Raw genomic sequence first — 535 nt, 5'->3', positions numbered from 1 at the left:
ATATTGATCAAGTATGTATGTTTGAATATTGTCGAGAGGCTTTCCTATTGGACACAATCTATATTTTTTATCTTCAAAACTATATATTGTTGTAAAAGTAGTAGATTCTGTTGGTCCATATCCATTTAGAATATATTGCGATTTATTAGCCTTTTGTGAAATTAGCTTGTTTAAAATATTTAAATCTAATTCTTCACCACCAATTAGTAAATATTTTAATTCTTTAAATATATAATTGTCTTGATTATATAATGAATCAAAAAGTGTTTTAGTTAACCATAAAACTGATATTCTATTTTTTTGAATATATTGCAAAAATATTTCTGCACTTGAAATTAAAGCTCTATGATCTTTAGGGATAATCAATCTACAACCATTTAATAGTGGTGTGAATATTTCTAATATTGAAGCATCAAATATCGTGGATGCTAGCATAGTAAAACTATCAGTTGAATGAATCTCAATAAAAGAGTTAGAAATAAGATTATTTACACTGTAATGATTAACCATCACCCCTTTAGGTAATCCAGTAGTA

1 protein-coding gene is annotated in these 535 nt (G+C 25.8%); it reads right to left on the bottom strand.

The window, feature by feature from the left end:
- Positions 1-535, bottom strand: a 535-nt coding sequence (locus tag FTPG_RS09500) for an AMP-binding protein (RefSeq protein ID WP_035722798.1), incomplete at both ends; no start/stop codon positions are given.

Origin of the sequence: Francisella philomiragia subsp. philomiragia ATCC 25015 (assembly GCF_000156715.1) — a bacterium.
Classification (GTDB): domain Bacteria; phylum Pseudomonadota; class Gammaproteobacteria; order Francisellales; family Francisellaceae; genus Francisella; species Francisella philomiragia.
Note: the sequence above shows the minus strand (reverse complement) of the source record. Positions and strands in the feature narration are given on the sequence as shown.